20 protein-coding genes are annotated in these 22,912 nt (G+C 65.0%); 6 read left to right on the top strand and 14 right to left on the bottom strand.

Going from position 1 to position 22,912, the window contains the following annotated elements:
• Positions 1-99: 99 nt before the first annotated feature.
• Positions 100-930 carry an aldo/keto reductase gene (locus MF610_RS04665; protein ID WP_242193605.1) on the top strand — a complete coding sequence of 277 codons (831 nt, stop codon included), beginning with the start codon at positions 100-102 and terminating at the stop codon, positions 928-930.
• Here the strand turns inward: MF610_RS04665 and MF610_RS04670 are convergent.
• Positions 927-1,823, bottom strand: a complete 897-nt coding sequence (locus MF610_RS04670) for a LysR family transcriptional regulator (protein WP_242193192.1) — start codon at positions 1,821-1,823, stop codon at positions 927-929. The genes MF610_RS04665 and MF610_RS04670 overlap by 4 nt on opposite strands.
• A gap of 92 nt (positions 1,824-1,915) precedes the next feature.
• Here MF610_RS04670 and MF610_RS04675 point away from each other — a divergent pair, with 92 nt between their 5' ends.
• Entirely contained in the window at positions 1,916-2,776 is an 861-nt protein-coding gene (locus MF610_RS04675; RefSeq protein ID WP_242193195.1) for an aldo/keto reductase family oxidoreductase, read from the top strand.
• Here the strand turns inward: MF610_RS04675 and MF610_RS04680 are convergent, their stop codons facing one another.
• Positions 2,777-3,088, bottom strand: a complete 312-nt coding sequence (locus MF610_RS04680) for an ArsR/SmtB family transcription factor (protein WP_242193197.1) — start codon at positions 3,086-3,088, stop codon at positions 2,777-2,779.
• Between the two features lie 132 nt (positions 3,089-3,220).
• On the opposite strand from MF610_RS04680, the gene MF610_RS04685 reads away from it, so the two are divergent.
• Entirely contained in the window at positions 3,221-3,955 is a 735-nt protein-coding gene (locus tag MF610_RS04685) for an SDR family NAD(P)-dependent oxidoreductase (RefSeq protein WP_242193198.1), read from the top strand.
• Between the two features lie 104 nt (positions 3,956-4,059).
• Here the strand turns inward: MF610_RS04685 and MF610_RS04690 are convergent, their stop codons facing one another.
• A complete protein-coding gene (locus MF610_RS04690) occupies positions 4,060-5,850 on the bottom strand; it encodes an ABC transporter ATP-binding protein (RefSeq protein ID WP_242193199.1) in 1,791 nt (596 codons plus the stop codon).
• A gap of 233 nt (positions 5,851-6,083) precedes the next feature.
• On the bottom strand, positions 6,084-6,992 hold the full coding sequence (locus MF610_RS04695; RefSeq protein WP_242193201.1) for a LysR family transcriptional regulator: 909 nt from the start codon (positions 6,990-6,992) through the stop codon (positions 6,084-6,086).
• Between the two features lie 89 nt (positions 6,993-7,081).
• On the opposite strand from MF610_RS04695, the gene MF610_RS04700 reads away from it, so the two are divergent.
• On the top strand, positions 7,082-8,116 hold the full coding sequence (locus MF610_RS04700; RefSeq protein WP_242193607.1) for an aldo/keto reductase: 1,035 nt from the start codon (positions 7,082-7,084) through the stop codon (positions 8,114-8,116).
• A 17-nt stretch (positions 8,117-8,133) separates the two neighbouring features.
• Positions 8,134-9,297: an MFS transporter gene (locus MF610_RS04705; protein ID WP_242193203.1), complete on the top strand. Its 1,164-nt coding sequence runs from the start codon at positions 8,134-8,136 to the stop codon at positions 9,295-9,297.
• A gap of 45 nt (positions 9,298-9,342) precedes the next feature.
• On the opposite strand, the gene MF610_RS04710 is transcribed toward MF610_RS04705, so the two are convergent.
• The 3 genes from MF610_RS04710 to MF610_RS04720 form a co-directional block, all read right to left on the bottom strand.
• Positions 9,343-10,395, bottom strand: a complete 1,053-nt coding sequence (locus tag MF610_RS04710; protein WP_242193204.1) for a site-specific integrase — start codon at positions 10,393-10,395, stop codon at positions 9,343-9,345.
• A complete protein-coding gene (locus MF610_RS04715) occupies positions 10,392-10,610 on the bottom strand; it encodes a hypothetical protein (protein ID WP_242193205.1) in 219 nt (72 codons plus the stop codon). Before MF610_RS04715 ends, MF610_RS04710 begins: the two co-directional genes overlap by 4 nt.
• A gap of 90 nt (positions 10,611-10,700) precedes the next feature.
• Positions 10,701-11,174, bottom strand: coding sequence for a hypothetical protein (locus tag MF610_RS04720; RefSeq protein ID WP_242193208.1), 474 nt, complete (start codon positions 11,172-11,174; stop codon positions 10,701-10,703).
• 555 nt (positions 11,175-11,729) lie between these two features.
• Here MF610_RS04720 and MF610_RS04725 point away from each other — a divergent pair.
• A complete protein-coding gene (locus MF610_RS04725; protein ID WP_242193210.1) occupies positions 11,730-12,272 on the top strand; it encodes a hypothetical protein in 543 nt (180 codons plus the stop codon).
• 172 nt (positions 12,273-12,444) lie between these two features.
• Here the strand turns inward: MF610_RS04725 and MF610_RS04730 are convergent, their stop codons facing one another.
• The 7 genes from MF610_RS04730 to MF610_RS04760 all read right to left on the bottom strand — a co-directional run bounded on the left by MF610_RS04730 (position 12,445) and on the right by MF610_RS04760 (position 22,875).
• A complete protein-coding gene (locus MF610_RS04730; RefSeq protein ID WP_242193212.1) occupies positions 12,445-13,482 on the bottom strand; it encodes a hypothetical protein in 1,038 nt (345 codons plus the stop codon).
• A gap of 11 nt (positions 13,483-13,493) precedes the next feature.
• Positions 13,494-13,862 carry a hypothetical protein gene (locus tag MF610_RS04735; protein ID WP_242193214.1) on the bottom strand — a complete coding sequence of 123 codons (369 nt, stop codon included), beginning with the start codon at positions 13,860-13,862 and terminating at the stop codon, positions 13,494-13,496.
• An 11-nt stretch (positions 13,863-13,873) separates the two neighbouring features.
• A complete protein-coding gene (locus tag MF610_RS04740; protein ID WP_242193216.1) occupies positions 13,874-15,826 on the bottom strand; it encodes an AAA family ATPase in 1,953 nt (650 codons plus the stop codon).
• Positions 15,826-16,023, bottom strand: a complete 198-nt coding sequence (locus MF610_RS04745) for a hypothetical protein (protein ID WP_242193218.1) — start codon at positions 16,021-16,023, stop codon at positions 15,826-15,828. The genes MF610_RS04740 and MF610_RS04745 overlap by 1 nt, the downstream gene beginning before the upstream one ends.
• Entirely contained in the window at positions 16,016-18,172 is a 2,157-nt protein-coding gene (locus tag MF610_RS04750; protein WP_242193220.1) for a DEAD/DEAH box helicase family protein, read from the bottom strand. The genes MF610_RS04745 and MF610_RS04750 overlap by 8 nt, the downstream gene beginning before the upstream one ends.
• Position 18,173: 1 nt before the next feature.
• Entirely contained in the window at positions 18,174-18,998 is an 825-nt protein-coding gene (locus tag MF610_RS04755; RefSeq protein WP_242193221.1) for a helix-turn-helix domain-containing protein, read from the bottom strand.
• Positions 18,999-19,086: 88 nt separating this feature from the next.
• Positions 19,087-22,875, bottom strand: coding sequence for a DNA methyltransferase (locus MF610_RS04760; RefSeq protein WP_242193223.1), 3,789 nt, complete (start codon positions 22,873-22,875; stop codon positions 19,087-19,089).
• Positions 22,876-22,912: the final 37 nt, after the last annotated feature.

Genomic DNA, 22,912 nt, shown 5'->3' on the forward strand with positions numbered 1-22,912 from the left:
CGCCGCATCTTGCGTCCGGCGACATGGTCCTCCGTGTCGGCATTGGCCGTCACCAACCGGACGTTGGCCTGATGCGCCGGGTTGAACGTTGACCGCCACATGAAAACGATCCGCTTTCCGGACGGGACGACCGTTCCCGCGCTTGGCCAAGGCACCTGGATGATGGCGGAAGATCCCGCCCGTCGGTCAGACGAGATCGCCGCGCTGCGCGAGGGACTGTCGCTCGGCCTGACCCTGATCGACACTGCCGAGATGTATGCCGATGGCGAGTCCGAACGCCTGGTCGGCGAGGCGATCGTGGGCGTGCGCGACGAGGTGTTCCTCGTCAGCAAGGCCTATCCCCAGAACGCCTCGGGCGACCGATTGCCGCGAGCTTGCGAAGCAAGCCTCGACCGGCTGGGTACCGACCGGCTCGACTTGTACCTGCTGCACTGGCGCGGCAATGTTCCGCTGGCCGAGACGGTCGAGGCGATGGAGCGGCTGGTCGCGGCGGGCAAGATTTTGCGCTGGGGCGTCAGCAATCTCGACACCGACGATATGGAGGAACTGGTCGCCGGTGGCGGCGAAGGATGCCAGACCGACCAGATCCTCTACAATCTTACCCGGCGCGGCCCCGAATATGATCTGATCCCCTGGCTCGCACAGCATCGCATGCCGGTCATGGCCTACAGCCCGGTCGAGCAAGGCCGCCTGGTGGCCCATCCCGGCCTTGCCCAAATGGCCGTCGAGCGCAACGCCACGCCCGCGCAGCTCGCTCTCGCTTGGTTGCTGACGCGGGACGGTATTCTCCCCATCCCCAAGGCCGGGTCCATCGCCCATGCGCTGGCCAACCGGGCGGCGTTGGACCTCACACTATCCGAGGCCGAGCTACGACGCCTCGACGTCCTGTTCCCGCCGCCACGCGGCCCCGAGCCGCTCGCGATGCTCTAACCGCGGAGGAAGTCGAGGAACGCGCGCAGCGGCGGCGGTACGAGGCGGCGGCCGGAATAATAGAGGAACGGGCCGGAGAACGACTGCCACCAGTCGGGCAGCACCGGTTCGAGCGCACCGCTCCCCAACGTCGGCGCGAGCCAATCCTCGAACAGGTGGATGATCCCTCCGCCCGCCACCGCCACATTGACCAGCAGGTCCACTGCGCCGGCGACACCGGCGATCAACGGCCCTTGCGGCTCGATCCGTACGATCTCGCCATCGCGCTCGAACTCCCACGGGCTGGTGAGCGCACCACTGCTGAACCGACCGCGCAAACAGGCATGGTCGAGCAGGTCACGCGGATGGTCCGGCCGCCCGCGCGCATCGAGATAGGCCGGTGCCGCCGCCGTCGCAAAGCGCTGGACGCGCGGGCCGATCGGCACCGCGATCATGTCCTGCTCCAGCCGCTCGTCATAGCGGATGCCGGCATCGCAGCCCGATGCCACCATGTCGACGAAACCGTCCTCGGCGACGATCTCGACCTGAATGTCCGGATAGGCGGCGAGAAAGCCGGGCAGGATCGCCGGCAGCACCAGCCGCGCCGCGCTGACCGGCACGTTGAGCTTGAGCGTCCCCGCCGGCCGGTCGCGAAACAGGTTCACGACGTCGAGCGCCGCCTCCACCTCGCCCAGCGCCGGTGCCAGACGTTCGATCAGTCGGGTCCCCGCCTCGGTCGGTACGACGCTGCGCGTGGTGCGGTGGAGCAGCCGGACGCCCAGCCGCGCCTCCAACCGCCGCACGGCTTCGCTGAGCGTCGAGGCGCTCGACCCGACGGTGCGCGCAGCGTCACGGAACCCCCGCGCTTGCGCGACCGCAAGGAACGCATTGAGATCGGCAAGGTCAGCCTTCATCGTTCGGTTTTCCGTACAGCCCGTGCGGATCACTCTGGCTTATCGTTATGATCCGCAAGCCGTATCTCGGTGCCAGCACAGGAGATACGACGATGATCGATCAGGCAGGCACCTATTCCTTCGCCGGGCGCGAAGTGACGCGGCTCGGCTATGGCGCGATGCAACTTGCCGGGCCCGGCGTGTTTGGTCCGGCGCGCGACCACGATGCCGCGCTTGCCGTCCTGCGTGCCGCTGTCGAGGCGGGGGTCAACCACATCGACACCAGCGACTTCTATGGCCCGCACGTCACCAACCGGCTGATCCGCGAAGCGCTGTCCCCCTACCCCGACGACCTGCTGATCGTGACCAAGATCGGCGCGCGCCGCGGCGACGATGCATCCTGGCTGCCCGCGTTCGAACCGGACGAACTGGCCCGTGCGGTCGAGGACAATCTGACCAACCTCGGGCTGGAGACGCTCGACGTCGTCAACCTGCGCCTGATGTTCGACGTCCACGGGCCGGCCGAAGGATCGCTCGCCGCGCCGCTCAAGGCGGTGGCCGATCTCCAGCGACAGGGTCTGGTGCGGCATATCGGCCTCAGCAACGTGACGCCGACGCAATTCGAGGAAGCCCGCGACATTGCCACGATCGTCTGCGTGCAGAACCAATACAACCTCGCCCACCGCGACGACGACGCCTTCATCGACGCACTGGCGGCGGAGGGCATCGCCTATGTGCCGTTCTTCCCGCTCGGTGGGTTCAGCCCGCTTCAGTCGGCAACACTCTCCGATGTGGCGGCACGACTGAAGGCAACGCCGATGCAGGTCGCGCTGGCATGGCTGCTCCAGCGCTCGCCCAACATCCTGCTGATCCCCGGCACCTCGTCGGTCGCGCACCTCCACGAAAACCTCGCCGCGGCATCGCTGACGCTGCCCGAGGATGTCGTGGCCGAACTCGTCACGATCGGCCGGTAATCAGACCGGCCGGTTGGCGAGTACCGCGTCGAGGAGACCGGGAAAGCGCCCGTCAAATTCGGCGCGGCGCAGCGTGTTGATCATTTCACGCCCGGCCTGCGTCGTGTCGATCAACCCCGCCGCACGCAGCAGCTTCAGGTGGTTGGACAGCGTGCTCTTCGGGATGGAGTCGCACGGCGCGGCATCGGTGCAGCTCAGCCGTTCGGTCTCGGCGAGCCGCGCCACCATGGCCAGCCGATTGGGATCGGCCAGCGCGTGCAGCGCCAGATCGAGCGGAACGTCCTCTAGCCGGGGATGCGTGAAGCGGGCCATGGAACCGATATAGGGCACAACCTTCGATTTAATAGTTCGGCATTCTTGAACTATCGAAGCATCACCCCATTTCCCGCCTGCCGACAGCGCACGACGGCGTGATCGCGGGCCAGCATTTTTTGGAGAATATCTATGTCGATTCAGGGCAGGACGGCGCTCGTCACCGGCGGATCGCGCGGCATCGGTTCGGCTATCGCCAAGCGGCTGGCGGCCGATGGCGCAACCGTCGCGATCACCTATGCCGGCAACAAGGCTGCCGCCGACGCTACCGTGTCGGCGATCGAGCGCGCGGGCGGCACCGCCTTCGCTTTCCAGGCCGATGCCGCCGATCCGGCCTCGCAGCGCGCGGGCGTCGAACAGGCCGCCGCTGCTCTGGGTGGGATCGACATTCTGGTCCACAATGCCGGCGTGGCGGAATTCTCGACCGTCGCCGAGGACACCGACGAGACCTTTGACCGCCAGTTCGGCGTCAATGTGAAGGGCCTGCATGTCGGCACCCGCGCGGCGCTGCCGCACCTGAACGATGGCGGGCGGATCATCCTGATCGGCAGCATCTCCGGCGAAATGGCCTTCCCCGCGACCACCGTGTACAGCGCGACCAAGGCGGCGGTAGCGGCGCTGGCGCGCGGCTGGGCCAAGGACCTTGCCCCGCGCAACATCCTGGTCAACACGGTGCAGCCGGGGCCGATCGACACCGACATGAACCCCGCCGACAGCGAGTTCGCCGGACAAGTGCTGGGCGCCATTCCGCTCGGGCGCTATGGCCGGGTAGAGGAGATCGCCGGCGCGGTCGCGTTCCTCGCCGGGCCAGATGCGAGCTATATCACCGGCACCACGCTGAACATCGATGGCGGCGCGACCGCGTAGGATGGGGAAGGCGGCCCCTCCCCATGAGGGGCCGTCGACGAATGCGCCTTTCCATGCGAGAATGCGATGCCGGGTCGCCTGACCGGGCCGGCATCCCGGCCCGGTCAGGCGATTTCCGGCGTCGCCGATCCCGCCTGCCGCTCGAACAGGCGGCGATACTGGCCACCGTCCAGCGTCAGCAGGTCGTCATGCGTGCCGTCCTCGACGATCCGTCCCGCCGCGAACACCAGAATGCGGTCGAGCGCCCGGACGGTCGACAGCCGGTGCGCGATGACGATGGCGGTACGGCCGACCATCAGCCGTTCCATCGCCTGCTGGATCGCCGCCTCGCTCTCGGAATCGAGGCTAGACGTCGCCTCGTCGAGGATCAGGATCGGGGCATCCGCCAGGAACGCGCGCGCTATCGCCACGCGCTGGCGCTCGCCGCCCGAAAGCTTCACCCCACGTTCCCCAACCAATGTGCGATAGCCCTTGGGCAGCGCCATGATGAAGTCATGGGCGTTGGCAAGCCGCGCGGCCTGTTCGATATCGGCCTGGCTGGCGTCGGGGCGGCCATAGCCGATATTCTCGGCCAGGGTGCGGTGGAACAGCACCGGCTCCTGCGGAACGATCGCGACCTGCTGACGCAGCGATCGTTGCGTCGTCAGCGCCACATCTTGCCCGTCGATTGTCACCCGGCCGCCATCGACGTCGTAGAGCCGCTGGATCAGCTTCACGAAGCTGGTCTTGCCCGATCCCGACGGTCCCACCAGACCGACCCGCTGCCCGGCCGGGATCGTGACGCTTAGATGCTCGTAGAGCGGGCGATCCTGCCCGGCATAACGGAAGGTCACATCCTCGAACCGGATCGCGCCCGCCTCGATCGCGATCGGACGGGCGTCGGCACGATCGGCGACACCCAGCGGCTCGTCGTGAAGCGCGACCAGTTCCTCCATTTCGTTCACCGAGCGCTGGAGCTGATGGACATATTGCCCGATGTCACGAAGATAGCCGTTGAGCACCAAATAGCTGGTGATGACATAGGCCATGTCCCCCGCGCTCGCCTGCCCCCGCGACCACAGCCACAACGCCGCCCCGGTGGCCACGATGCGGATGAGCCACAGCAGCGCGAGCTGGCCGGACCCGGCCCAGGTGAATGCCATCCAGGTCCGGCGCGTACGCCGGTGCCACTTGGCGACGGTCCGTGCGAGCAGCGCTTCTTCCTGCGCTTCACCGCCGAATGCCTTCACCACCGCGTTCGTGCCGATCGCATCGGCCAGCACGCCGCCCATCTTCGTGTCCCACTGGTTCGACAGTCGCGCGATCGGGGCGAGCACGCGCGTCGCCAAGCCGACGGTCAGCACGATATAGGCAAGAGCCCCCACCCCCATCACCAGCCCGAGCAACGGCCAGTGTGCGGCAAGCAGGACCACCGTCCCGACCAGCACCGTCAGCGACGGCAATAGCGAAAGCAGCAGCACGTCGTTGAGCGTATCGAGCGCCCACATGCCGCGCGTAATCCGCCGCACCGTCGATCCGGAAAAGGCGTTGGCATGCCAGTCGGATGACAGCCGCTGGACGCGCGCGAACGCCTCCTGCGTCACGTCGCGCATCATGTCGAGCGTTAGCGGCGTGATCGCCCACCAGCCGAGATGGCGGAACACAACCATGGCCGCCCCGAGAACAGCGATGACCCCGAACGCCAGCCACGCCGCACCGGCATCACCGCCACCAACGGCGTCGATCATCCGGCCGGCATAGAGCGGCACGAACACCTCGGTCAGCGTCGAAAGCAGCATCGCCATGGCACAGGCGGCCGCCAGCAGCGGCGTCCGGCGCCACAGGCGGAAGGTAAAGGACAGAACCTTGCGCAGTACGGATGCGCGCGGAAACAGGTCTTCGTCGTCGTCGGTCATGGAAACGTCACCGCACCAGCCGGCGCGGCCCTTGTATCAGCGATGGTGGCAGCGGCTGTCGGGGAAAGCCGCGCAGGTCAGTGGCGAAACAGGCCGCCGATGCACCGAATCCCACGGACGGGCGTGATCTGATCGGTCATGGTCGCCCTCCTTCCGTGAATCGCTTGACGGCGATGCTGATAGCAGAAGATGCTTTCCATCGCCATACCGGCGGGCGCGACATGGATCCGCCGTCAATGCGCCAGCCGGTCGGCGAGGAAGTCGACAAAGGCCCTGACACGCGCCGGCACGGTCGAGCCGCCCACAAATACCGCATGGATCAGCTCGACGTCGCCGGGATTATAGTCTTCCAGGAGCGGCACCAGCCGCCCCTCTGCGATCGCATCCACCACACTGAACCGGCCGACACGGGTGATGCCGACACCCGCCGCGGCAAGTTGCCCCAGCGTCTCGCCGTTGTTCGCCTCAATATTCCCCTTCACGGTCAGCGTCATATCCCGACCGTCGCGGCGGAACGGCCAGCTCGGCTCCGCCCGGCGGAAATTGAAGTTCAGGCAGTTATGGCCGTGCAGATCCTCCGGCACCACCGGCATTCCGTGACAGGCGAGATAGTCGGGTGCGGCGACGATCACCCGCCGGCTCTCACCCAGCTTGCGCGCGGTCAGACTACTGTCCGCCAGCGGCCCGAACCGGATCGCCACATCGGCTTGGCCCCCGGCCACGTCGACCAGCGTATCGGTCAGCGCGATGTCGATCAGGATATGCGGATAGAGGCGCGCGAAATCCTTGAGCAGCGGCACCACGCACAACCGCCCATGCGACAGCGCCGCGCTGACCCGCAGCCGACCGCGCGGCGCGCCCTGGTCGGCGATCTGCTGCTCGGCGTCGTCGAGGTCGGACAGGATCCGCCGCGCGGTTTGCAGATAGGCTTGGCCCTCGGCGGTCAGCGTCAACATGCGGGTCGAGCGCAGCAACAGCCGCACGCCCAACCGTGCCTCGATCCGGTCAATCGCACGCGCGACCGCCGAAGCGGTCAGGCCGACCGCTAGGCCCGCAGCGGAAAAACTCCCCTGCTCCACCACCGCAGTGAACAGCGCCAGTGAACGCGCTCGGTCGGTGCCCCCGATCAGCTTTGCATCCAACGCACAGCTCCTTCGCATTTCCGCCGGGTTATGTGTCGGCAACCGTCCCGCCATCTATGCACCTGATGGAAAACACGGAAGGGCGGCAAATGGAATATCGGCAACTGGGCGCATCGGGACTCCGGGTACCCGCGCTGTCGTTCGGCACCGGCACATTCGGCGGCACCGGGCCGCTGTTCGGCGCATGGGGACAAAGCGATGCGGCCGAGGCGCGGCGGCTGGTCGACATCTGCCTCGATGCCGGGGTCACGCTATTCGACACTGCCGACGTCTATTCCAACGGCGCCTCGGAGGAGGTGCTGGGCGCGGCAATCAAGGGGCGGCGCGACGCAGTGCTGCTGTCGACCAAGACCGGCCTGCCGATCGGTGACGGACCGCAGGACTGGGGTGTCTCGCGCGCCCGGCTGATCGGCGCGGTGGAGGTATCGCTGCGCCGGCTCGGCACCGACCATATCGACCTGCTCCAGCTCCACGCCTTCGACGCCTCCACACCGACCGATGAGCTGATGGCCACGCTCGACCGGCTGATCGCGTCGGGCAAGGTCCGCTATGCCGGCGTCTCGAACTATCCCGGCTGGCAGTTGATGAAGGCGCAGGGCCTGGCGGATCGGCACGGTCGGCCCCGGCTCGTCGCCCATCAGGTCTACTATTCGCTGATCGGTCGCGCCTATGAGGCGGACCTGATGCCGCTCGGCCGTGACCAGGGCGTCGGCGCGCTGGTCTGGAGCCCGCTCGGCTGGGGCCGGTTGACCGGCAGGATCGGGCGCGACCGTCCGATCCCTGCAGGCAGCCGCCTGCACGATACCGAACAGTTCGCGCCGCCGGTCGAGGCCGAGCATCTCTACCGCGTGATCGATGCGCTGGAGGCGGTCGCGGCCGAGACGGGCAAGAGCGTGCCGCAGATCGCGATCAACTGGTTGTTGCAGCGGCCGACCGTCGCCTCGGTCATCATCGGGGCGCGCAACGAAGCGCAGTTGCGCGACAATCTCGGCGCGGTCGGCTGGTCGCTGACGGCGGAGCAGATGACCGCGCTGGATGCGGCGAGCGCCGTGCTGCCGCCGTACCCGCACACCCCGTACGTGCAGCAGGAGGGCTTCGCCCGCCTGAACCCGCCACTCGTCTGACGAAAGGGAGCCATTCGATGAAGCTGAATTTCCCCCTTCTCGCGCTCGCCATGGGCGCGTTCGGCATCGGTGTGACCGAGTTCGCGCCGATGGGCATGCTGCCAGGCATCGCATCCGATCTGGGCGTCTCGATCCCGGCGGCGGGGCTGCTGGTCAGCGCCTATGCGATGGGCGTCCTGATCGGCGCGCCGCTGATGACACTGACGACCGGGCGCCTGAACCGGCGAACGCTGCTGATCGGGCTGATGGCTATCTTCACGATCGGCAACGCACTGTCCGCGATCGCCGACGGCTATTGGATGCTGATGGCGGCACGGATCGTCACCTCGTTCAATCACGGCGCGTTCTTCGGTGTCGGCTCGGTGGTCGCCGCCAGCCTCGTGCCGCCCGACCGGCGCGCGGGCGCGGTCGCCGCGATGTTCACCGGGCTGACGGTGGCGACGATCGGCGGCGTGCCGCTCGCGACCTGGGCCGGCGAGGTGCTGGGCTGGCGCACGGCGTTTGCGGGCATTGCCGGCGTCGGTGCCGTGGCGATCGTGGCGCTGCGCTTTGCCCTGCCCTCGCTCCCGGCATCGACGGAGGGCGACATGGCGGCGGAACTCCGCGTCCTGACACGCGGACCGGTGCTGGCGGCGCTGGCGCTGACTGTGGTCGGTGCCAGCGCGATGTTCACCGTCTTCACCTACATCGTCCCGATCCTGCGTGAGGAAACCCATGGCTCGACCGGGTTCGTTACGGCGATGCTGGTGCTGTACGGGATCGGGCTGACGATCGGGAACACGCTCGGCGGTCGCCTTGCCGATCGGTCGATCGAGCGGACGCTGATCGGCAGCTTCGCCGTCCTCGCGGCGGTGCTGGTCGTGTTCGCGGGCGTCATGCAATGGCCATGGGCCGCCGGCGGCGCCATCCTCATCTGGGGCATCGCCAGCTTCGCCATCGTACCGCCGTTGCAAATGCGGGTAATGGTGGCGGCAGCCGATGCGCCGAACCTTGCCTCGGCGATGAACATCGGCGCGTTCAACCTTGGCAACGCGATCGGCGCGGCGCTCGGCGGAGGGGTGATCGGTGCGGGACTGGGCTTGCCCGCCGTCGCGATCGCCGGTGCGGGCATGGCAGCCCTGGCGCTGGTGATCCTGCTGTTCGTTCAGTGCCGGCAAACGGCAGCGGTCTGTCCGGCCTGACGCATCGCCAGTCCGTTCGCCGCGCGTTGGGCGAACAGACGGGTATCAGGCACCTGTTTCCTCCCTGTCGCGCTCCTTACCCCGTGTCGGCCGTGGCTGACGCAATCCTGCTGGCAAGAGGTTGATCTTGCGCTGATCCGGGAGATGCCCCGTCACCACGGGGATCTTCTCGACCACCGACTTCAGCTTCTGGAGCGAGGCCGCTGCGGGATAGCGCGTCTCGTCCTCGCCGCCCTTACCACGGTGCCCGAGATGATCGTTGCGGAATTCGAGAAACACTTCCTGATCCTTCAGCTCGTCCGACACCATGTGCCGCGCCGAATGCATCGCCTGTCCGCGCTTCAGGTCGGGCACCATCGGCGCAATGTACATCCACCACAGTTTGTAGAAGACGTCGCCGAGCTTCCGCTTGGTATTGCCGCCGGGCACCAGTTCGGGGAACAGCAGGCGTTCGCCCGCCGCTCGCATCGCGTCTACGTAGCGCAGAAAGCCAAGGCGGACGAGTTCGTCCGCAATGACGACGACCCGGCGGGCGGACTTGTTCTTGACGCGCCCCGTCTCGGTCGCACGGATCAGCAGATAGTGGATGCCGTGCCGATGCTCCACATCGTCCAGCATCAGCTTACACAGTTCCTCCCGGCGGGCACCGGTGTACCAGACCAGCAGCAGCACGAAAAACAGACCGTCGTGGACGACGGTCTTGCCCGCCTCCAGCCGCTCGCCGGTCCCCTCGCATCCGGTCCAGGGTGGCAGCTTGAACAACGCTTCGCCCTGTTCCCGCGTGTAGCGCTTTCGGGCTTCGCGTTCGTCCGCGTCGATCGCAACGGTGAACAGCGCAAAGTCGATGACCGGCGCCGCGTCGACATGGGTGCGCATGAACGCATGGATTTGCGCCAGCTTGTTGAAATGCTTGTTGGTCGTGCCAGTGGAAAACCCGATATCGTCCATATTCAGCTTGCCGTCGGCGACATCCTCCGCCGCCAGCGCGACGGCTTCGTCGAGCGTCTGCTCCAGCACGCGATCACGCGGCGACTTGCCGTAGTGGATCGGCAGATTGTCGAAATGGCCGTCCAACTCGAGAATGTCTGCCTTGGTCACCTCCAGAGCGGCGTCCCCGCTGGCAGTGATTTCTGCAGCAGGGTCGCCGCCCAGCGAATCTGCCGAAGCGTCTGCTCGCCGACGCTATCCTTCGCGCGCTTGCCGTCGCGCCGATGCTCAAGAAGCCTTGGCGTTTCCGCAATCATCCGCTCCGCCGCCTCGACAGGGCCGCAGTGCATCCAGTCGTCCGGAACACCGAAAATGCCGGATGACACCTGTGGCGATGGGTCATTGGCCGGCGCAGGGACAGATTGTGGTGGTGACGGAGACGCCGTCGCCTCGACCGGCTGCACCAATGTCCGCAATTACTGCTCGGCATTGGCATAGACGTCGCGATAGGTCGGATAGAGGGCGAGCTCGACCAGCCACCGCAGCCGGTCGTCGATCGCGAAGCCCGCAGCCGCAAGGGGCCGGTCGATTTCGTCCCGGCGGATCGGACTGACGCCTTTATTCTCCCGCAAGGCGATGATCGTTTGCAGATCGGCGATGCGCTGCGCATCCCAACCCTCAGCCTCCAGCTTGCGCCGTTCGTCGGGCAGGAACGACATATGCCCGCCCTGCAGCGTCAGGCGCTGGAAATAGTCGACGAAGGCGCGGTTCGCGGCCGAATGATGCTCGGCATCGTAGGGCGTGGCGCGCTGCTCGGTACAGACCTCGGCGAGGCGTTCCTCGTACATCGCCTTGGCGATCGCCTGAAGTTCGCGCTCGGTCAGTTCGCGATTGGCGCGAACATGTTCGTTCAGCATGGTCACCACCCGATCATAGGACGCGGTCAGCACCGCGCCCCGGTTCCGCGCCTGCAGCCGGTCGGGGGTCCCGAGCGACAGGCGAACGTCGATGGGTGCATTATGGAACGAAGAATGAACCCTGCGCCACCAGAAATGTGGCCGCGGCGATAGACATGCTGGAGCGAGGCCAAGGGCGTTGATCTCCCCGCACACCCCATTGGCACAGTCGACTGTACATACTGGGGTATCCGGACCGGGGTTAGCCAGTTCGATCAATCACTTAGCTGTGAATTGGCTGGGGCGGCAGGAGTCCCACCCGTCCAGCACGCTCATCAAGTAGTTGAAATCATTGACGCGCAAGAGAGACTTGCACACCAAGTTGCTACACTGTGATGGCACAACGTGCAAGGCTTCTAAACTGCTCTGCCGCGCACTTTCGACATCAGTAGCCAGAAGCGGTCATTCGCGCTGACCTTCGCCGTTCTCGACCAGCGAGCAGGTTTGAGCGACCAACAGCGACCGGAATACGAAACCTGACCGCCAGGCTTTACCGCCTCGCCCCCCGGCTGCATCAATGCGTGGTACAACACCGATGGGGGAGATTGAATGAGCTCGACGATACGCTTTTCGACGTTTCCCAGGACTGAGTCACCCCCAAGCTTCGCCGCGCAACTGGTTGATGCGTTTAGAACTAAGGAAGCCTTAATCGCCACTACAGGCAGAGAAAAGGGCATGACGAGCAACCAGGTCCTCTCCACCCTAGCTGCAGATTTGGTCGCGTTGGGGTTTGTCGTCGAGCAGGGGAAAGCGCAAGCTGACAAAATTAAGCGACCTGTCTTCTTCGGTGAGAATGGCGCTCCGGCGCTGCAATATGAAATTGATGCATTTCACCACGAATGGCGCTGCGGTCTTGAAATCGAGGCAGGCCGCGCATGGCTTGGTAATGCGATTTATCGAGACCTCATACAAGCACTGGTCATGGTTGAATTGAACGTTCTCGCTCTTGCTGTTCCCAATGGCTACCGGCGTAAGAGTCTGGGACGAACCGTAGTTAGCAAGGACTACGAGGGGACCTGTGCGGTCGCGGACGCACTTTACGGCCATAGCAGGGTTCGAATGCCTTACCATCTCATTGTAATCGGCTATTAATTGCATGTCATAGAAAGCCGCGAAGTCGCTTCAGATCGGTCGACGAGAAAATTTGAATGACCAAATGGAATGAACTTTGTTATACAAAGATCGCATCTTCTTGCAGCGGCTACTTGGGATTATTTTATCTCGCCATCGCAGGAACGACAATCTACGCGGCTAACGTCTCATCTCAAAAAACAACGATATGTTGGAGCCAATTTAGGACACTGCCGGCAAGATGGCGCAATGCCTCTACGATTTCCTCCTTAAAGATCATGCCTACCGTACCAGCGCCGCCCCACAGGGCCTTAGCCATATATTCGCGTGCTATATCCTTGCCTTTTTCGAGAACCTTGGCACCCTCGCTTTTGGCCGCATCGAGGATTTTGCGTGCCCACGCCAGCAGAGCACCTCGTCTACCTATTTCACGCGGATCGACGGTGTCCGACTTTAAATGGTCCCTGATTTGCTCCGCTGCGTCTTTAATCTCGCTACCGAGGGATGGCGGTTCCTCGATCGGCTCAGGCGGCTGGTTATGCCCAATTTGTGCCAGCGCACCGGTCGGGCCTTCGCCAAGGGCGGCAAGTACTCCGTCAACACCAGCCTCGATATTGGCACGAAGGTCGACTTCGCCTGGCCTACTGAGATCAAAACCGGCGGCAGTCTCCGCGAGGGATGCGATCTCCGAAGATAGCGCGTCAGCGAATGGGCTTTGGGCATCAGCGAGAAGCGGCCCGATGTCGCCAGTATGGGCTGAGCTTAAATGCTGAATGTATCGCGCGACCCTGTCGGGACGGATTGCGATGGCCCACTCGCTCTTCGTTTTGTCCTGCTTTTCAGCTCCATGATCAGCCGCAGCCAAAAGCGTTGCGGCTGTTATCTGGATCGAAGGCGAGACGCCGATACCCTTGAGCCGGTGATAGATATCGAATCCGGCGAAGACGCCGAACTGCTGACTAAAGCCGAGGATAAGCGTCCGGCCGTTCGGCTCAACCTCGAAGCCGTCAATCCCTGTGACTTGGATGCGGAACTCCTCTGCTGAACGGCTCTTGCCTCCGTGCGACAGATTCCAGATGTAGAGCCTGACAACGTGCTCCACGCCGTCCTTGCGCATGGCGAAACGCGCTGGATGGACGCCAAGGCCGGTAAACCGCTCGACGTGCCAACCGTCGGCGACGATGGCGTCGATGACCCGCCCGAACAGGCCTTCCTTGTTGAGACGAGCCATCTCGTGTGCTCCTATGCAGACTTAGTCGCGAACAGGGTTCCGGCGACGTCGGGCGGGAGGGCGGAGCCCTTGTCAAATAGCTTCAAACCTTCGTTGATGAGGTGCTCAACGAGTCTGTAGGGCTGCCCCTCCTCAGGATAGAGCGCCTCCACCACCGCCTTGAGCGCCCCATCGGAATCGAAGCTGCCGACGTTCCACTTCGTCCCGGCGCCGTCCGTCGTTCCGCGCTTGACGTCCATGTCGATCGCGTGCGCCATGGCGAACTTCGCCGCCTCGATATCGGTAGAGAACAGCCCTTCGGCGGCCAGCGAAGCCAGTATCCGCTCGTTGCCGGACGTCACGCCGATAGTCTTCTTGTCGGTGGTCTTCTCCGCTGCCATCTCTCCGTCTCCTATCGCTTGACCAATTCGGTGTGCCGGGCCGACTGACGTTCCAGCGCCCACTCGGACCGAAGGCGACCCTTCAGCGCCTCCCGTGCGCGAGCCGGCGGCAGTTCCTCCTCGTAGACTAGCAGGACGACTTGGTCGGCCATGTCCGGAAGAACCTCCACGATCCGCGACCGATGGCCGCCGTCGAGACGTCCAAAGGGAGAGTCGATCACGATCGGACCGCGTAGCTGCGCGTTGTTCTGCAGCGCCGCGACGAGCGAGAGCGCGACCACGTGCTCCGCGCCCGCCGATCGCACCGGGATGTCGCTGCCATCCCGATGGACGATCATCAGACCGTAGCTGTCGTTGATGCGCAGTCCTGCGTAGTCCTGCTCCGTGGTCAGCAGCTTGAAGTATCGGCTTGCGTCCGCCTCCACCCGATGACGGAGCTGGTCGCGGTAGACGTCCACGCTGTCCTTGAACAACTCATACAGCCTGCTCGCCATGTCGCGGCGCCGGCGTTCGGAGTCCATCTGCCCGCCAGCCAGCTTGTCGAGACGCTTCTGAATGTTGTCGCGGTAGTTGGCGTTCCCGGCGAGCTTTTCGTTCGTCGCCTTGATTCCTTCCTCCAAGGCCGCGATCTGCCGAACGATGGAATCGTAATCTCGACGCAGCCCTTTCAACTCATCCTCGGCATCGCCGGTCAGCTGCTTCTCGATCTCTTCGATCTCGGCCGACTTCGCATACATCTCGAGACGCTTTGCCTCGAGGTCTGCCCATAGCAGGCGCAGGGCCTCGGGGTTGGACACTGCAAGCTGCGCTTCGAGCGCGTCGAGTCTGCGGCGAACCCCGCCCAGCTCGCGTTGCGCCTCGTCCGTCGAACCCTGCCCGCTCGGAAGCATTGCTCGGATTTTGGCCTGCGCTTCCGGCGGGACGGTCTGCAGACATGTGGGGCAGGACGCCTCGTGACCCTCGGCGAGACTGTGAAGGACCTGCGCCCGCGTGACGGCGCTCTGAAGTTCCACTTCACGGGCCCGGTGAGCGGTGACCGCCACGACCAGCCGGGGTCGAATGATGGCCGACCAGGCCGGCGCCATGGCCTTCCCGATATCGTCCTTCTTCTCGCTGATGATCTTCTGCAGGCCACCCACCTCACCGGCGAGCCGATCACGCTTGTCCAGAAGCGTCGCCATGCGCTCGCGACGGCGCATGTCGTCCTCGATCGCGACCTTCTTCGCTCGCAGCCCCTCAAGGTCTCTCTCATGCCGAAACAGGTCCTGAGTGAGCACCTCGCGCTCTTCGACCAGACTTTGGAGCTGATTGCCGAATTCGCGCGTCTTCTGATCACCTTGGGCGGCGACCGCCACCCGTTCCTCGGCCTTGTCCAGCGCCAGCTTCAGAGTGTCGCGGGACTTCGTCAGCGTCGGCAGACCGAGGATGCGTTCGATCGCCTGGCTGATCTTGGGCCCCATGTCCGTGTCGCCGTGGAGCAGGTCCTCGTACTCCTGCAGCAATTCGCCGTCGAACAGGAAGAACCGAGCGATCTGTTCCGGCAGGATGCGTTCCAATTCGATCGCCGCCTGCTGCGCGGGCAGGATGTGTCCGCCGCGCTCGAGATAGTAGTCGGCGACGTAGTCCGAATGCCCGGCGGGGGCGCCCGCCCCGGACTTCGGTCGACAGGTCCGGGTGAGCCGGTAGTCCGCCCCTGCGTGGCTCAGCTCGAGCCGCACCTCGAAGCTGCGCGCACCGTCTGCGCGGGCCTCCCAGTTGATCATGTCGTGGAAGGAGACCGCCCGGCGCCCTCGGCCGATGATCTTGCCGAACAGCGCGAAGCGGAAGGCGTTCAGCAAGGTCGTCTTGCCCCGCATGTTCTCGCCGTAGAACACGGTGACGCCCTCGTCGCTGGGCAGGTCGAACGCCTGCTCGCCCTTGAACGCACCGAAATCCTTCAGGTGAAGGGACTTGATCCGCAGCATCAGTTCGCCTCCGCCGCGCGCTGGGCGATCGCCTCGTCGACCTGACGAAGAACGTTGTCGGCCACCACGCCGTCTGCGTGAAGGCGCAGGATCTCCAGCACGAGATCGCGATCGACGTCGGGATACCGGTCGGATCGCACCCGTTCGATAGTGTCGGCGACCGATGCGTCCCGATTCACGCGAGCTTCGTCAGGCATCTGCCATCTCCATCTCTTCCAATTCGTCGGCTTCGAAGCCGTTTCCGGTCAGCGTCGCCCAGTCGAAGCCAGCCGCCGCGGCCAGGCGCCGGAGGTCGGCGACCGCGCCAGGGTTGACGGCGTGGCCGCCGAACTCGATCGCGCGCGCCAGCTCTCCCTTCAGGATCGAGCCGCCCATCGCGTCGTCGTCGTCGGTTTCCGGCACGACGATCACGTCGTGCAGATGCGCAAGCGCCTTACCCGGAGAGCGGCGCAGCACCCGGCCGCGGCGTTGGATAAACTCGCGCGGGTTCTTCGACGACGCCAGGATCAACGCGTGGGTAACCGAAGGAATGTCCACCCCCTCGTCCAGGCAGCGGATCGACACAACGACGCCGCCGCGCTCCCCGAACACCTCGAGCGTGCGGGCGCGGTCACCGACCATCGCGCTGTGGTATTCGTAGACGTCGGCGATGCCCGCTTCGGAAATCGCTCGCTTGACGGATGCCAGCTGCCCCTGATCGTCGCAGTAGACGATCCAGCGCTGGCCAGCCCGATACGCGCGAGCCAGGATCGCGCCGGCGAGCGGCACCTTGGCCTTTGCCGACTTGATGATCCTGGCGCGCCTGATCAGCAGCAGCTTCAGACGCGCGGACTGACCCGAGTCGGCGTCGCCGCCGCCAGCCATCGATCTCGCGTAGAGCCGACGGAACTCGTCGGTCACGCTGATCCACTCGGCCCGCTCGCCCGCGTCCAGCGACACCGTATGGACGTTGTAGGCGTAGGGCGTGAGGGCGCCAGCCCGGATCGCATCCTCGAGCCCGAACGGGGGCGGCACGATGCCCCCGAAGTAATCCAAAATCAGCTTGGTGCCGTCGGGGTCGCCCGCCCGCTCGGGGGTCGCGCTGAGCCCAAGCCGAGGACCCGTATCCAGGGTCAGCAGCCGGCTGGCGCCAGCGGCGCCCAGCCGATGCACTTCGTCGGCGACCATGAACAGATGGTTACCCCCGACCAGCAGCCCGCGGAACTCCTCGCTCGAAGCGGTCTGGATGGTCGACACGACCGCACGAGGAGCGCCTTGCGCCCCCGGACGCGTCCAAGTGCGCAATCTGGCGCCGTCGCGCCAGGTGGCGTTGCCGCCGCCACAGACCATCAGCTGCAAGCCGGCATGCGCGAACGTGCCGCGCAGCTCAACCTCCCACTGATTCAGGAGAAGTTCGCTCGGGACTAGAACGAGCGGCGTCTCGCCGCGCCGGAACGCATCGCCGATCGCGCACAGGGCGGTGAACGTCTTGCCCGAACCGGTGGCGTGCTTCAGGATTCCCCGTCGCCCTCGCGCTTCCCACGCATCCAGCCCAGCGACCTGATGCGGACGAGGCGCGCGCCCGTCGGCGCTGCCGGCTTCGGCCGACCAACGCGCCGCCTGCTCGAGCTCGAGGCAGATTTCGTCGACGAAGTCCGGCCAACGCCCCGCATCGGCGGCCGACACGATCGCCTCGCGGGCGGTGTCGGGCAGCGAGCGCACTGTGATCCCCGGCCACTGATCGTCCCACACCCTCTCGAAATAGGCGGCCTCGTCCTCGACTCGCAGCCCCTCGCCGTCATCTCGCCAGCTCGCGAACACGTCGACGGACTCGAGGTTGCCGTCCCTCGCCAGACCAGGCCAAGTCTCGTTCATCGAACCCTTGAACGCGACACGATCGCCGAAACGGTCGGCGAGGATGCCCACCTTGTCGTGGAAAAGCCGCTTCGGCCGCCCGCCGGCCTCGTCGCCCACCCATGCGATCTTGCAGTCGATCACGCCTGCGGCGACCAGGGAGGCAAGCACGACCGCGGGCTTGGACATTCCGTCGCTCGCCATCAGCTGCCTGAACGATTCCGCGATCGCGGCGCCCGCCTCGGCCTCGGCGCGCTCGCTGTAGCCGTCGCGCAGCGCCTCATGGTCGCCATCGGAGAGTATCGGCGAGCAGATCAGACGCATCTTCCCGCCCGCACCCACGAATTCCTTCAGGCTGGGCCAGGCCAGCAGGAAGATCGTGCTCGAGAAGAAGCCGACCGCGCGATCATACGTCAGCGCCGCACGAACCGCCGGAAGGTAGAATCCCTCCGCCACGTCGTCCTCGGGTTTGTGGTACGCCCGCTTGAAGTCGTGATCGCGAAGCCGGCCCATGCTACGCCCCGGCCATCCGGTCGCGCGTCATCTCGACGCGCTTGACTATGGCATCGGCCAAGCGCCCCGGCGGGCACGCAAGAAGGGTTTCGGTGACCGCGTCCCCGTCGCCGGGGCGCAGTCGACGCTCCTGATGCGCTATCTTGCCCGCCGTGGCCTCGATGATGGTGGCCGCCCTGACCTGAACGTTACGCGACCAAGCGAAGTCGTTGTAGAGACCAGCATCCCAGATCACGAACACGTCGTCCTCCGCCGCATATCCGGCCAGCAGGACGATACGCCCGCCCGAATGGTCGAAGTTCGCCCGCTGTCCCCGCTTCTGGCCCGGAACAATCAGCTGGATCTTGTGCTCGCCCGTGGGCCTGCCCCCGGGGGGGCGGGTCGCGTTGAACATGTAGACCCGCACCCTTGTCGGCAGAGGCGGCGCAAGGTCGGCCTCCATCGGCTTCTGGTCGAAGTCGCTGTGCGAGCGCACACGGCCGCCGAGCGCCTGAAGAAACCGGCGATGCAACTCCGACTGCGGGACCTTCTCCGTCAGCAGCGACAGGCCATCGTCAGCGCCCAAAGCGGCCTCATCGCCCCCTCGTTCCTGATCGGGCGCTACCGGGACGATCTGGACGCTGCCCATGATGTCGGCAGTCACCGACTGGACGTGTCCGCCTGCGGCGACTTCGGCGAGCCAACGCTCGAAGTGATCACGACGAAGACGCCATTGGCCGCGCAGCTTGAAGCCAGGCAGCTCGCCGTCGGCGAGCATGGACGTGACCGTGCGCTCGCCCAGCTTGAGGCGAGTCGCAACGTCTCGGATGGTGAGAATATCGTCCATTTTCCTCAGCCCATATCGACAACGCAGCTGCCTTTTCCGCAAACTACGCAGCTTAGTAAGCTGTAGATCAGCTAAAAATCAGCTGGTGTCAACTGACGTGGTTCATCAGTGACCGGATCTGGTGGAAGTCGGGGAAGGACGTCCGCCCCTCCGACATCAGCCGCCGCATGACTTCCGCATGGACGCCTTGCACGCCCCGCGCCGCTACTTCGGGTATGGCGGTCGCATCATCGACGAGGCGGACGAGGTCGATCTCGGCATTGCGGCCGACGGGCGCGGCTCGCGCCGCCGACGGCTTGCGGAGGTTCATGACCACATCGAAGTGGGCGACGTTCTCCTGCCCGTCGCGACCCTTGTAGCCCTTATGGCTCTGCTGCTTGCGGTCCAACGACGCGGCCTCATGGAATTCGAAGCCGGCGGCGGCGGCAGCTTCGCTCAGAGACCGCCACACCGCGCTGTTGGTATTGTGGAAGACGACCGTGGCCCACCCCCCCGGCTTGAGAACGCGCGAGATCTCGGCCAGCGACGCGGCCATCAGGCCGGAATAGTCGTTCAACGTCTTCCCACCATGCTGGGGGGAGAGGGAACGGTTGACCACAGCCTCCAGCGCGGGGTCGGTGACGCGACCAAGCCACGCCTCCCAGATCAGATTGCAATCGGCGTAGAAGATGTTCGAACCGAACGGCGGATCGGTGAAAACGTAGTCGATGCTGCCATCCGGCACGCGCGACAGGTCGGTCGCGCTTCCCGTCAGCACCTTCGGCGCATCGGGCGTCGCAGGCTTGAAAGCCGCGTAGTAGGACTTCAGCTGGCCGATCTTCTTGCGCATCACCTGCAGGACGTTCGCTTCGGCGGACAGTTGGGGAACGTATAACGTGCCGGTTAGGGGCCGATGCCCTCCTCGCGCATTGAACCGGCGCATCTTTGTGCCATGCCAGGCGGTGTTGGTGAAGGCGAACGCCAGCGCGGAGCGAAGCCGCTCGTCGAGCTCCGCCTGAATGGCCTTCCACAAGACCGAAAGGGCCAGCCGATTTCGATCGGTATACATGTCCCGCACCGCCCTGACGCCCTGCAGATGAAGCGCGCATCGCTGATACATCTCTCGATCGGCGCCGAGCGGTACGTCGGGAAAGGGAGCATCGACGATGACGCCAGCCAGCAGATCTGCGTCGCGACGGTCCTCCTCGGTCGCCGCACGCTGGCCACGCCTGCCGTCCGCACGGTCGAAGGCGACGAACGCTGGTTCGTTGCCGATGACCTCGAAATGGCGCCGGTCGGCCCGATGATCGCACGACGGGCACTCCGTCTCGCGTGTGATCCGGCCCGTCGCCCGATCCACCGTGTCCCACAGCAGGAAGTCGTGGCGGCACTCGGGGCAGCGGTGCCTCGTGCTCCACAACGTCCACCTGATGACCGCCGGTTCGCCGTTCTCGTCGCGCGTAGAGTAGAAGCGATCGAACTCCGGCTTCACCGAAGCCGCAATCCTGTCGAATGCCGCCTCAAGCGCCGCGCCGTCGCAGGTGTTCGTGTGGTTCCAAGCGAGATGGCTCGCCGCCGGCGACAGGTCGTTCAAGATCGCGCGGCGACCTTCCATCGCAGCGGCGACGCCGGTCATGCCGGAACCACAGAACGGATCTAGCACGACGTCGCCCGGCTTAGAGAAGTGGCTGATGAACGGGCGTATCGCCTCGGGCGGCACCTTGGTATGGTAGCTGTGCGCATTGTAGAACGCCGTGTTCCGCGACCCGGGAACCAGGCGGTCCGACGGCGGCCCGTCAGGAGCCCTGCCGCCGTTGCTCGCCGGCAGCGGACCGTCCGTCACGTAGCGCGCGACGAAGTCCGTCATCCGCCCCGCGGCTGGAACCGGCCCGAGCGCGGCGCGCCTCGCCTCGACACCGCCGATCGTGATGCCGGTGGCGGAAAGATCAGCCTGCAGCACGTCGCGCAGCACTGCGGTATAGAGGTGGTCGGGATCGGTTGCGCCCTCAGATAGCGCACGCTGGATCGATGCATCGACGAACGCCGGCGGGGCGCCTTCGCGCTTTCTGACAGGGCGGGTCCGATGCGCGAGCGTCAAGGTCAGATCGAGCCTCGTCACCTTCTCCTGCCCCAACAGCCCCTTTACGCCCTTGATCGAGGGTTGCCCCTTGTTAAGGACGTGGACGCTACGCGTCTCCAGGCCCGCATCCGACAATGCATCCTGCACTTCGGTCCACACGCGGTCGTCCGTGTTCGAGAACGCCAAAACGCCTCGTCCATCCCTGCGCATGATCCGGCCAGCCTCACTGAACGCCTTCGCCATGAGATCTCCGTAGAGATCGAGATTCTTGCCCCCGGACTCGCGGGGTCGGCGCTGATTGACCACGATCTCGTTGGTCTGGTCGGTCTGCGCTCCCAGCCAAGCGTCCCAGAGCAGCGAACTGTCGGCGTAGAAGATGTTCGAGCCAAACGGCGGATCCATGAACACCAAGTCCGCCGCCTGATCGGGGATGCAACCAAGATCGGTAGCCGACGACTGGAATACCTGCGCCTGGGTCTGGATGCCCTGCCGGCTCTCGTAGAAGCGGAGGACGTCGGCAGCCTTGCGTCGGAAAAGGCTGAGCACGTTCCATTCGTAACGCAGCGACGACACATACATCGTGCCGGTCATGACGTTCGTGGGACGCTTGGCATTCCACTGATAGCGCTTCGACGCGCGGTTGACGCAGGCGGTGAACGCGAAAAGCAGCGCCTCGCGCGTTCGGCCCTCCGCCACCTGCACGATCGCGTGCCGGATCGCAGCGAGCGCGTGCAGATTGCGTCTGCTGTAGAAGTCGGCGGCCGTTGCGATGCCCATCGCCGCATGCGCCGACCTCCACATCTCGCGGTCGGACCCGAACGAATTCGAGGGTATCCAGTAGGGGATTGCCGTTCCGGCGACCTCTTCGATCAGCGCCATCTCCGAAGCCGTCGGCTCGTGCGCTGAAATGCGCCTACCCGATTTCGAAACGTGTGTCTGGACGGGCACCTCGCCGACCCAGATCAGTCGACTCTTCTCGAGTATCAGAGTGCATACCGGGCAGACCAGCTCCTTGCCGAGCCCCTCATGCAACGCGTCCCAGTAGGTGATGTGCTCAGAGCAGCCGTCGCATGCAAACAGGTCGCTCCAGACAGTGTATTCGATCCGCTCGCCCTGACTTCCGATCGGCACGTAGAGCCAGTCCATCGTCGCCCGCACGTCGCGTTCGACCTGCACCAACGCCTCCTTGAATGCGACCGGATCGCAGGGCGCGGTGTAGTTCCGAGCGATGTGGACCGCCGCCGGCGACAAGTCCGAAAGAAGCGCGTTCCTGCCGGTGTCTAATGCGGCAACTCCGGTCATGCCCGATCCGCAGAACGGATCGCTGACCAAGTCGCCAGGACTGGTGAAAGCCTCGATGAAAGGGATGATCGCTGACGGCGGGACTTTCGTGTGATAGCTATGAGCACGATACGTTGTACTGGCCTTGCTCACATGGATGAGGGGCGGGATCGCCTTAGCCGTCCTCGGAGCAGCCTTTGATCGACCGGTCGATGATGGGATAATCGAAGGCCTGCTCGGATACACGATTGCATCTTGCTCAGCCCACACGCGGACCGCAGCTGTGACCGCTGTAGCGTCGGATTCAATCGCGCCCCGCACATCCTTCGGCAAGCGTCCGGCCTGCAATAAAAGCAACTCTGGCGGCAGGCCAAGGATCGCACCAATCAAACCGATTTGCTCTTCATTCGGAAGACGCTTGCCACTCTCCACCATACTCAAGTAACTTTTATCGACACCAATCTGCGCTGCTAACGATGCTTGAGATATACCCATTGCATCGCGGCGTCTTTTAATTTGCAAACCTACCGCGACCATCGCTTCCTCCGTGGAGCCCGATTGAGCTAGTTGACAA

This window comes from Sphingomonas hankookensis (assembly GCF_022664465.1).
Taxonomy (GTDB): Bacteria; Pseudomonadota; Alphaproteobacteria; order Sphingomonadales; family Sphingomonadaceae; genus Sphingomonas; species Sphingomonas hankookensis.

Coding starts and splice junctions, on each gene's coding strand:
- MF610_RS04665 (WP_242193605.1), top strand. CDS start 100: ATGAAAACGATCCGCTTTCCGGACGGGACGACCGTTCCCGCGCTTGGC.
- MF610_RS04670 (WP_242193192.1), bottom strand. CDS start 1,823: ATGAAGGCTGACCTTGCCGATCTCAATGCGTTCCTTGCGGTCGCGCAA.
- MF610_RS04675 (WP_242193195.1), top strand. CDS start 1,916: ATGATCGATCAGGCAGGCACCTATTCCTTCGCCGGGCGCGAAGTGACG.
- MF610_RS04680 (WP_242193197.1), bottom strand. CDS start 3,088: ATGGCCCGCTTCACGCATCCCCGGCTAGAGGACGTTCCGCTCGATCTG.
- MF610_RS04685 (WP_242193198.1), top strand. CDS start 3,221: ATGTCGATTCAGGGCAGGACGGCGCTCGTCACCGGCGGATCGCGCGGC.
- MF610_RS04690 (WP_242193199.1), bottom strand. CDS start 5,850: ATGACCGACGACGACGAAGACCTGTTTCCGCGCGCATCCGTACTGCGC.
- MF610_RS04700 (WP_242193607.1), top strand. CDS start 7,082: ATGGAATATCGGCAACTGGGCGCATCGGGACTCCGGGTACCCGCGCTG.
- MF610_RS04705 (WP_242193203.1), top strand. CDS start 8,134: ATGAAGCTGAATTTCCCCCTTCTCGCGCTCGCCATGGGCGCGTTCGGC.
- MF610_RS04725 (WP_242193210.1), top strand. CDS start 11,730: ATGAGCTCGACGATACGCTTTTCGACGTTTCCCAGGACTGAGTCACCC.
- MF610_RS04730 (WP_242193212.1), bottom strand. CDS start 13,482: ATGGCTCGTCTCAACAAGGAAGGCCTGTTCGGGCGGGTCATCGACGCC.
- MF610_RS04735 (WP_242193214.1), bottom strand. CDS start 13,862: ATGGCAGCGGAGAAGACCACCGACAAGAAGACTATCGGCGTGACGTCC.
- MF610_RS04740 (WP_242193216.1), bottom strand. CDS start 15,826: ATGCTGCGGATCAAGTCCCTTCACCTGAAGGATTTCGGTGCGTTCAAG.
- MF610_RS04745 (WP_242193218.1), bottom strand. CDS start 16,023: ATGCCTGACGAAGCTCGCGTGAATCGGGACGCATCGGTCGCCGACACT.
- MF610_RS04750 (WP_242193220.1), bottom strand. CDS start 18,172: ATGGGCCGGCTTCGCGATCACGACTTCAAGCGGGCGTACCACAAACCC.
- MF610_RS04755 (WP_242193221.1), bottom strand. CDS start 18,998: ATGGACGATATTCTCACCATCCGAGACGTTGCGACTCGCCTCAAGCTG.
- MF610_RS04760 (WP_242193223.1), bottom strand. CDS start 22,875: ATGGTCGCGGTAGGTTTGCAAATTAAAAGACGCCGCGATGCAATGGGT.